Annotated in this window: 7 protein-coding genes, 1 pseudogene and 1 other annotated feature; of the genes and pseudogenes, 2 read left to right on the top strand and 6 right to left on the bottom strand. The window is 40.5% G+C overall.

All coding sequences use genetic code 11. The annotated features are described in order from the left end of the window. Nucleotides 1-126 precede the first annotated feature (126 nt). The 4 genes and pseudogenes from AKG37_RS19360 to pdxS all read right to left on the bottom strand — a co-directional run. A pseudogene (locus tag AKG37_RS19360) lies at nucleotides 127-462 on the bottom strand (methyl-accepting chemotaxis protein); the annotation flags it as partial. Nucleotides 463-1,058: 596 nt separating this feature from the next. Next, on the bottom strand, nucleotides 1,059-2,333 hold the full coding sequence (serS, locus tag AKG37_RS06550) for a serine--tRNA ligase (protein ID WP_060698079.1): 1,275 nt from the start codon (nucleotides 2,331-2,333) through the stop codon (nucleotides 1,059-1,061). 49 nt (nucleotides 2,334-2,382) lie between these two features. Then, nucleotides 2,383-2,599, bottom strand: a binding site (T-box leader). Nucleotides 2,600-2,652: 53 nt separating this feature from the next. Then, entirely contained in the window at nucleotides 2,653-3,243 is a 591-nt protein-coding gene (pdxT, locus tag AKG37_RS06555; protein WP_060698080.1) for a pyridoxal 5'-phosphate synthase glutaminase subunit PdxT, read from the bottom strand. A 20-nt stretch (nucleotides 3,244-3,263) separates the two neighbouring features. Next, nucleotides 3,264-4,148 carry a pyridoxal 5'-phosphate synthase lyase subunit PdxS gene (gene pdxS / locus AKG37_RS06560; RefSeq protein ID WP_060698081.1) on the bottom strand — a complete coding sequence of 295 codons (885 nt, stop codon included), beginning with the start codon at nucleotides 4,146-4,148 and terminating at the stop codon, nucleotides 3,264-3,266. 246 nt (nucleotides 4,149-4,394) lie between these two features. Here pdxS and pdxR point away from each other — a divergent pair, with 246 nt between their 5' ends. Further along, nucleotides 4,395-5,873 (top strand): MocR-like pyridoxine biosynthesis transcription factor PdxR, encoded by a 1,479-nt coding sequence (gene pdxR / locus AKG37_RS06565; RefSeq protein ID WP_060698082.1) that lies wholly within the window; start codon nucleotides 4,395-4,397, stop codon nucleotides 5,871-5,873. Nucleotides 5,874-5,914: 41 nt separating this feature from the next. On the opposite strand, the gene AKG37_RS06570 is transcribed toward pdxR, so the two are convergent. Beyond that, nucleotides 5,915-7,240: a D-alanyl-D-alanine carboxypeptidase family protein gene (locus tag AKG37_RS06570; RefSeq protein WP_060698083.1), complete on the bottom strand. Its 1,326-nt coding sequence runs from the start codon at nucleotides 7,238-7,240 to the stop codon at nucleotides 5,915-5,917. Between the two features lie 159 nt (nucleotides 7,241-7,399). Continuing rightward, the gene (guaB, locus tag AKG37_RS06575; RefSeq protein WP_060698084.1) at nucleotides 7,400-8,866 is read right to left on the bottom strand and encodes an IMP dehydrogenase; all 1,467 of its coding nucleotides are present in this window, start codon (nucleotides 8,864-8,866) and stop codon (nucleotides 7,400-7,402) included. Between the two features lie 121 nt (nucleotides 8,867-8,987). On the opposite strand from guaB, the gene AKG37_RS06580 reads away from it, so the two are divergent. Next, the coding region (locus tag AKG37_RS06580) for a YaaC family protein (RefSeq protein ID WP_060698085.1) at nucleotides 8,988-9,948 on the top strand (961 nt) is incomplete at its 3' end.

Below are 9,948 nucleotides of genomic sequence, written 5' to 3' on the forward strand. Positions count from 1 at the left end.
CGACAAGAATTAATATACCATATCATTTTATTTCAAGTCAACATCTTTTCGAAAAAAATTTCAATATGTTATTTTAGCACGATAATTAGCCTATAAAAAAAGCAGCCATTATTGGCCGCTTTTGATCTATTTCGTATCCTGTTTCATTTCTTCAATAAACTGATTCATCTCTACTTTAAACTCATTTAATGATTCGATAATTTTCGTGAAGTCTGTCACTTGTTTGGCTTGTTCATTTGTTGAGCTGCTGATTTGCGAGATGTTTTCAGACAAAGTGCCAATGCTGTCTTGGATTTCTTTTAAAAATGTATTAATGGTTTCAGCCGCTTCCTTCGAGCCATCTGATAATTTACGCACTTCATCAGCCACGACAGCGAACCCTTTTCCATTCTCACCTGCTCTTGCAGCTTCAATTGCAGCATTTAAACCTAGCAGATTTGTTTGTCTAGCAATCCCACCAATGGTTTTGACGACTTCTTCAATATTCGCAGATTTCTCCTCTGCTCTTCCTGCCTGTTCGCTTATTTCTAAACTTGTAGCAGCAAGTTCTTGTGAATGTGCAGCAATTTGCTCAATTCCACCTTGGAGTTCTTTAGCTACTTTATTGATTTGGTCCATATAACCGCTTAATTTCTTTTCACGATGATATGTAAATGCCACTAAAAAAGAGCCAATGACTTTTCTATCTTCATCAAAAATCGGGTAACCTTTTACAGCCACTTCATAACCATATAGTGACTCTGGTAAATGACCGTCATATTCTTGCCCTCTTAATGTCGTCGCCACATTTTGGTCTTCTTGGTTCAACGGGTCCCCAACTTTCATACCAAAATCTATTGTGTTAGATGGGTAATAGCAAAGCACCTTTTCTGTATCTGCAATAGCGAAAAGAATACTTTCATCTAGAACCTTCCTGATTATTTGAGCCATTTCAACATAATAGTCAAGCCTATTCAAGGTTATTCCTTCTTTCCTAGAAGATTTTAGTCTTTATATCGGCTAAATTTAGTAAAGCTGTAGGACTTTTGGTAAAAAGAATAAGATGCCATGGCGGCATCTTATTTCATCACTTCTTTATTTCCCATGTAAGGACGCAGTACTTCAGGAATCATCACTGTGCCGTCCTCTTGTTGATAGTTTTCTAAAATGGCCGCCACGGTTCTTCCTACTGCTAAACCAGATCCATTTAATGTGTGGACATGCTCTGGCTTCGCTTTAGGCTCTGGACGGAAACGAATATTTGCACGTCTCGCCTGGAATGCTTCGAAGTTACTGCAAGAAGAAATTTCACGATACGTATTTTGGCTCGGAATCCATACCTCGATGTCGTATTTCTTCGCAGCTGTGAAGCCTAAATCTCCCGTACACATGCTCATGACGCGGTATGGCAGGTTCAATAGCTGCAGCACTTTTTCTGCTTGATTTGTTAGCTTCTCTAATTCTTCATAAGAATCTTCTGGTCTGACAAATTTCACGAGCTCTACCTTGTTAAATTGGTGCTGGCGGATGAGTCCACGTGTATCTCTGCCGGCAGATCCAGCTTCTGATCTAAAGCAAGCACTGAATGCTGCATAGTTGATTGGCAGCTGTTCACCTTCAAGGATTTCGTCACGATGCATGTTGGTAATTGGCACTTCAGCTGTTGGAATGAGGAAGTAATCTTCTTCACGAATTTTAAAAGCATCTTCTTCGAATTTTGGAAGCTGTCCAGTCCCTGTCATGCTCGCTCTGTTGACCATATAAGGTGGAAGCACTTCAGTAAAACCAAACTCATCCACATGTAAATCGAGCATAAAGTTATACAATGCGCGCTCTAAGCGTGCGCCTAGCCCTTTATAAAAAACGAAACGGCTCCCTGTTACTTTTCCTGCACGTTCGAAATCAAGGATGTTTAGCTCGTCAGCTACGTCCCAATGTGGTTTTGGCTCAAATGAGAAAGCTGGTTGTTCGCCCCATTTTCTCACTTCCACGTTGTCATCTTCTGTTTCGCCAACCGGTACAGAGTCATGAGGGATATTCGGAATTGAGAACAGGATATGCTGCAGGCTTTCTTCCACTGTTCTTAACTCATCATCCAGCTTCTTGATCTCGTCTCCTACCTCACGCATTTCTTGTATAATGTGATCGGCGTCTTTCTTTTCTCTTTTTAGAACGGCCACTTGCTGTGAAACTTCATTTCTTCGGCTCTTTAATACTTCTGTTTTCCCAATTAATTCTCTTCTTTTTTGATCTAGCTCACCAAATTTATCAAAATCCGCTAAATCCTCGCCTCGGTGTGCTAATTTTTCTTTGATTTGATCAAAGTCCGTGCGCAGTTGTTTAATATCCAGCATGTGTAACACTCCTTTTTTTATCGAAAAATAAAAAGAGCCCTCATCCCATGAAAGGGACGAGAGCTCTCGCGTTGCCACCCTGATTGAAAACATGCAGAAGCATGCTTTCCTCTTTCCTCTGTAACGGCATCACCGTAAATGCTTACTTCTCGTGTTTCAGCATTTCGCTCAAGGATGGATTCAGAATGCATCTTTCACCGATTCTCACCAACCATCGGCTCTCTGAGAAAGAGGGGCTTCTTACTATTTCCCGTCAACGCTTTTTCGATCTTTGATTGTGATTTTAATGTACTATAAGTTTTATCTCTTTTCAACCGTTTTATACAGCAAGCTTCGCTTTATAGGACTTCACCATATCAACAAACAGCTGTGTTAACCGGTGATCGTCTGTCAGCTCTGGATGAAAAGAACAACCTAAGATATTGTTTTCTTTCGCCATCACGATCCTGCCATCATACTCAGCCATGATTTCTACACTGTCTGCTGCACTGATGATATGAGGCGCACGAATGAATACCCCTGTAAACGGCGCATCCAGTCCTTTTACTTCTAAATCTGCTTCAAAGCTGTCTACCTGTCTGCCAAAAGAATTCCTTGCAACAGATACATTTAACAGTCCAAGATGAGCATCTTCTCGATCTTCGATATGCTTTGCCAGCATAATCAAACCGGCACATGTCCCGAAAATCGGCTTCCCTTCTGCAGCGAACGCTTTGATCGGGTCAATGAATTGGTACGTATCCATGAGTCTTCTCATCGTTGTACTTTCTCCACCAGGAATAATCAGACCGTCAACGAATGCTAGCTCTTCTACACGTTTGATGATCTTTCCTTCTGCGCCGCAGGCTTCAATCGATTGAATATGCTCTCTTACCGCTCCTTGAAGCCCTAGTACACCAATTGTCAGCATGTTCGTTTGCGCTCCCTTAATTACCAGCCACGCTCTTGCATACGTTCTTCTGGCAGTAGATTTGAAATTTCAATTCCTTTCATAGCTGTTCCAAGCTCTTTTGAAAGTTCTGCAATGAGACGGTAATCTGTGAAATGAGTCGTTGCTTCCACAATCGCTTTTGCAAATTTCGCTGGATTTTCTGATTTAAAAATACCAGATCCGACAAATACACCGTCTGCTCCAAGCTGCATCATTAACGCAGCATCTGCTGGTGTCGCAACGCCTCCAGCTGCAAAGTTCACAACTGGCAGCTTGCCATCTCTTTTGATTTGCAGCAATAATTCATAAGGTGCGCCAAGATTTTTAGCTTCTGTCATCAGTTCATCTTCACTCATGGCCGATACTTTACGAATTTGAGCATTGACCTTTCTCATATGACGAACAGCTTCTACAATGTTCCCTGTCCCAGGTTCTCCCTTCGTACGAAGCATAGAAGCGCCTTCTGCAATACGGCGGGTTGCCTCACCTAAGTCGCGGCATCCACAGACAAAAGGTACTGTGTATTCATTTTTATTTAAATGGAATTCTTCATCTGCGGGCGTCAGCACTTCACTCTCATCGATATAATCAACACCAAGTGCTTCAAGAACACGAGCCTCGACGATGTGGCCGATACGTGCTTTTGCCATGACTGGAATCGTTACTGCATTTTGTACTTCCTCGACGATCCTTGGGTCTGCCATACGGGCAACACCGCCTGCTGCACGGATATCAGCTGGTACTCGTTCGAGTGCCATGACTGCCACAGCACCTGCTTCTTCTGCAATCTTTGCCTGCTCTGCATTGACGACATCCATAATGACGCCACCCTTTTGCATTTCTGCCATTCCACGTTTCACTCGTTCAGTTCCCTTATTGCTCACAATAGTTTCCTCCCATTTGTCTATTCGATTGATTCAACATCTTTATCATACAAGTGAGGAAGTATAACAATAAAGAGAAAAGTATAACAATCCAATCAGCAAATAACAAAGGATAAACCCTTTTATATAAACGATTTCCAGCTATAATTAGGTCATTTTCTCCTTTAAGTGTGATTTACATGCTATAATACGACTATAACAATTCAATCTCATGTATAACAATTTTGCTTTTTATGGAGGGTTCTCATGCATATTGATATCCATCGACACTCTGATACATCTCTTTCAAATCAGATTTACTTTTCAATCATTGATCACATTCAATCAGGTTTGCTGCAGCAAGGAGAAAAGCTGCCAACTGTACGTGATTTAGCAAAACAGCTGAATGTGAGTCTTGTCACGGCTGCAAAGGCATACACACGATTAAAGGACGACGGATATTTAACGACTGTGCAAGGTAAAGGGACTTTTGTGGATGAACTGCAGGAGCGAGCAGACATCCCGGTTCCATCAACTACATCTTTCGATTGGCAATTGTCGATTCCAGATTATTTACCAAGGTCTCAATTCGCCCAGTATCACTATGTTGAGGAAGCCATTAATCTTTCTTCCTCTATGATCGATCCAGGACTTTTGCCAAACCGGTATTTAGAAAAAGAAATGCAGCATGTACTCGCCAGACATCCTCAAATCATGTCGAAGTATGGAGAAATACAAGGCGATCTTCAGCTTCGACAGGTGATTCAGTCTTTTTTAGAAAAGCTAAATGTACCTTCTACGCCTGAAAATATTCTTGTAACAAGTGGATCTCAGCAAGGACTTGATTTAGTGGCACGTACATTTGTTGGACCGGACGATGTGGTCGTCATGGAGGCTCCGACCTATCCAGGTGCCATTGATGTTTTTATGGGGAGAGGAGCAAGAATCATTACGGTTCCTGTCGATCATGAAGGAATGAATATGAAGCAGCTTCAAAGCATTTGTGATAAATATAAACCGAAGCTTATCTATACGACTCCTACTTTCCACAGTCCAACAGGTGCCAGTATGTCGATGAAGCGAAGAAAACAGCTTCTCTTACTGGCTCAAAGCATTGATTGTCTCATTGTAGAAGACGATCCTTATCGCGAACTGTATTTTGAAAAGAAGCCGCCAGCACCTATTAAAAGCATGGATCATGATGGTCATGTCATTTATTTACGAGGATTAAGTAAAACACTGGCTCCAGGATGCAGAATTGGGATTATTACAGCGTCAGGCTCTATATTTAACCGTTTATTAGCTGCAAAGGCCAATAATGACTTAGGCAGTCCTCTCCTCACACAAAAAGCCATATTGCCGTTTCTGACATCGAAGAAAATGATTGATCATACGAAGAAGCTAAGAACCGCCTTGAAAGTGAGACGTGATTTAATGATAGATGTGTTAATGAAGCATGCACCGAAAGATGTTACGTGGCAAATTCCGCAGGGCGGGCTCAATTTATGGCTTAGCTTTCCTTCCTGGGTCGATACACGGGCACTGTTGCATGAGGCACGTAAGCAGCAAATTACCTTTCTGCCCGGCTCTGTCTGCTATCCTGGAGAGCCAAAACAGAATTATATCCGTCTCAGCTTTTCTTATGTGAATGAAAAAGCACTGACGGAGGGCGTGGAAAAGTTATGTGATATTTTTCAGCAGGCTTTGTCTTCACCTCAAAACCAGAAACAATCTCTTTTCTTTTAACGATAAAAAAACTGCTCTCATGCATAGAGAGCAGTTTTTTATTAGAACCAACCTTTAACTGTGTCAACGATTCCGCCCCAAATGCCGGCGAAGAATCCACCTACACCACGCATTGCAAGGATGAACCAATTTGCTTTTTCATCGCCTGTTTTCGTCACAAGCTCAACACCTGATTGGTCTTTATTCAAATAACCGTAGTCCTTCTCATCACCAGAATAAGAAGTGGTCAGCATGCCAACCTTCGTTCCTTTTTTAATAGGAGCTTCTAGGTTCTTTTTGTCCATGTTTACTTTTGCTTTATAGCTCTTTTCATCACCAGTTTTTACTGGTACAGAGAAGGCTTCTTTCGTGACGACCGGTACTTCTTTGTCTTTACCTTTATCAACTTCGATGTTTTCATGCCCTTTGATCTGTTGACCTTTTTTGTACATTTCTTTCATCGAGAAGTTTTTAAACGCATAGTCGAACAGTTTTTTCGCCACGTCGAAACGTGCTGTATGAAGATTCCCTTTTGCATTCAAGATCACTGCGATGACACGCATGTCACCTCGTTTTGCTGTACCTGTGAAGCTAGAACCAGCTGAATCCGTAGAACCTGTTTTCAGACCGTCTACGCCTTCATATTCCTTCACAAGTCCTTTAAGCATGAAGTTCCAGTTAGGCATGTCCATTTCATCATCTGTGCCTTCTCTGAACTTTGTTTTCGCAATACTTGCTGTTTTAAGAATTTCTGGATGGTCTTTGATGAGATGCTGTGCAAGCAATGCCATATCTTTTGCAGATACTTCACTTTCTTCATCAGGACTCGTACCTTTTGGCTGTTGGCCATGTAAATCTTTATTTTCTAGTCCGGTTGCATTCACGAATTTGTAGTTGGTTAAACCAAGTTCTTTCGCTTTTGCATTCATTTTTTCAACAAATTTTGATTCTGATCCAGCGATTACTTCTGCTAAACCAATCGCTGCTGCATTTGCCGAGTAAATAGCCGTTGCTTGATATAGTTCTTTGACTGTATACGAGCCATCTTTTCTCAAAGGAACGTTGGATAAACTGCGGTCCTGAGAAATTTCGTATACATAATCATCTGGCGTATACGTTTGATCCCATTTCACTTTGCCTTCAGCAATCGCTTCTAGCAATAAATACTCTGTCATCATCTTGGCCATACTTGCAATAGGCAGTCTTTGTTCTGCATTTTTACTATAAAGAATTTTACCTGTAGAAGCTTCAATAAGGATCGCTGCTTTCGCATTCACATTGAATGGATCTTCAGCCGCTTTTGCTTTGGACATTGGTGTAAACACTGAAACAATCAATGCCAATGCAAGGATTGAGACCATAAGCTGTTTCAACATCTTGCTGTTCAATCGTCATACCTCCGTATTCATCTTTTTCGACGTATTTCATATATATTTAATCCACAAGGGCTTATTTCAACACAACAGTATAAATTTTATCACAATAAAGACAAAAAAAATAGACAGAGTCATAGACCCTGTCAAATGTAATTTGATTGTCACATTTTATCAAGAAATTGTGTAGTTTGGTGATTCTTTTGTAATTTGTACATCATGTGGATGACTCTCACGAAGTCCAGCACCAGTCATACGAATGAATTGTGCTTCTTCTCTAAGAGTACGTAAATCCTGTGTTCCACAATAACCCATACCTGAACGAATACCGCCAACTAGTTGATACACTGTATCAACGACTGGCCCTTTGTATGGTGTACGGCCTTCGATCCCTTCAGGAACGAATTTTTTATTATCTTCTTGGAAATAACGATCTTTACTTCCTTTTTCCATTGCAGCGACAGAACCCATACCACGGTAAACTTTAAAGCGTCTACCTTGGAAAATCTCTGTTTCTCCTGGGCTTTCAGATGTACCTGCTAGAAGGCTTCCCAGCATAACTGCATGTCCGCCAGATGCTAGTGCTTTCACGATATCACCTGAATATTTAATTCCACCATCTGCAATAATAGATTTACCATGTTTTCTTGCTTCTGTAGCACAGTCATAGATCGCTGTGATTTGTGGTACACCGACACCTGCAACAACACGTGTTGTACAAATAGATCCTGGTCCGATACCGACTTTCACAATGTCTGCTCCTGCTTCAATCAATGCTTTTGTTGCTTCAGCAGTTGCAACATTACCAGCAATGATGTTAAGAGAAGGATACGTTTCACGGATTTTCGATACAGTGTTTAGAACACCTTGAGAATGACCGTGTGCTGTATCAATGACAATGACATCAACATTGGCTTCGACTAATTTTTTCACACGTGTCATTGTATCGCCAGTGACACCAACAGCGGCACCAACAATTAAACGGCCATGTGCATCTTTAGAGGAGTTAGGGAATTCGATCACTTTTTCAATATCTTTAATGGTGATGAGACCTTTTAACGTTCCTTCGTCATCTAAAAGAGGTAATTTTTCAATTTTGTATTGCTGTAGGATTTTTTCAGCTTCTTCTAATGTTGTTCCAACAGAAGCTGTCACAAGTTCCTCTTTTGTCATCACGTCGCTAATCTTCATTGAATAATCCGAAATAAAACGAAGGTCACGGTTCGTAATGATACCAACAAGCTTTTGATCTTGTTCGTTGTTGACAATCGGTACACCTGAAATACGGTATTTACCCATTAAATGCTCTGCATCAAATACTTGATGCTCTGGTGTTAAGAAAAATGGATTTGTAATAACACCGCGCTCTGAGCGTTTTACTTTATCCACTTGTTCTGCTTGCTGCTCAATAGACATGTTCTTATGAATAATACCAAGACCGCCTTGACGTGCCATTGCAATCGCCATTTGTGATTCCGTCACTGTGTCCATTCCTGCACTAATAATTGGAATGTTAAGCTTTAACGTGCTTGTTAACTCAACTGATAAATCGACATCACGCGGAAGTACTTCAGACTTTGCTGGAACAAGCAAAACATCGTCAAACGTCAAACCTTCTTTTGAAAATTTACTTTCCCACATTAGTAAATCCCCCTCTTTTCGGCAAAATATTATATGTAGATTATCAACTAGGAAACAGCATGTCAAGGAAGCAACAAACAGTTGCAATTTTTAGAAAATATAAAGAGAGTGGAGGAAGAAGATGAAAAGTTCAGGATGGAAGGATTTAAAACGTTTTTACTCGCTCGAAACCTCCCAAAAGTTTCTATTTCAACAATATGAAAAACGGAACATTCTAGATGCAAACCAACAAGCCTATAAAAACTGTGAACGATTTATTTACTTTCTAAAACATGGTCATACGTTCTACGAACAAGCAGCAATCGCGCCCCTAGAACTTAAACCCATTTTATTGTTTTATGGAATGGCACAGCTGCTAAAGGCATGTTTACTGACAGTTGATCCCCACTATCCTTCTCAAACCTCTGTTTTAGCTCATGGCGTAACATCGAGAAAGAGAAAGAAACAGCATTACCGTTTTAGTGAAGATGAAGTAAAAATCCAAAGAAATGGACTATGTATGCATGTGTTAAAAAATATATTTCATTTAAATGGTCTGGAAGATGAACGATTTACAATGATCCATCTCCTATCAAAAATACCTGAAATGGGTCATATTCTTGAATTTCAAAAGCAGCCCTCGACATTAGTGAAAGTAGAAAAGGCGAATGGAATGATAGTTCAAGATCATATTCCATTACTTTATAACATGTCTGCTGAACGCTTTATTGAATACTTTGAGTTTCATACAAGCTGGAAGCTCAAACAGAGAGAAGCTAAAAAACTGACGTTTGATGTATTTCTTGAAGAAAATCCTGCACTCGCTACTCATCTTCATTATGATTTAGAAATGGATCAATGGTTTATACCATCAACACGAGATGCTTTTCTGGGGATTCCTGAGATCATCAGCCATTACTTATTAATGTATAACCTGAGTATGATTGCCCGCTACGAAACAGAATGGTGGTACGAGCTTCTGTCTCAATACATTAGTGATGATTACGTGATGATTGAACGATATATGGAGATTGCAGAAGAGAAGTTCCCAGCTTATATCATGATGCTGTTAGAAGAAAACACAAAAAAGACCAGTTCCGTAT

Source organism: Bacillus australimaris, assembly GCF_001307105.1.
In the GTDB taxonomy this organism is placed as follows: Bacteria; Bacillota; Bacilli; order Bacillales; family Bacillaceae; genus Bacillus; species Bacillus australimaris.

Coding starts and splice junctions, on each gene's coding strand:
- serS (WP_060698079.1), bottom strand. CDS start 2,333: ATGCTGGATATTAAACAACTGCGCACGGACTTTGATCAAATCAAAGAA.
- pdxT (WP_060698080.1), bottom strand. CDS start 3,243: ATGCTGACAATTGGTGTACTAGGGCTTCAAGGAGCGGTAAGAGAGCAT.
- pdxR (WP_060698082.1), top strand. CDS start 4,395: ATGCATATTGATATCCATCGACACTCTGATACATCTCTTTCAAATCAG.
- guaB (WP_060698084.1), bottom strand. CDS start 8,866: ATGTGGGAAAGTAAATTTTCAAAAGAAGGTTTGACGTTTGACGATGTT.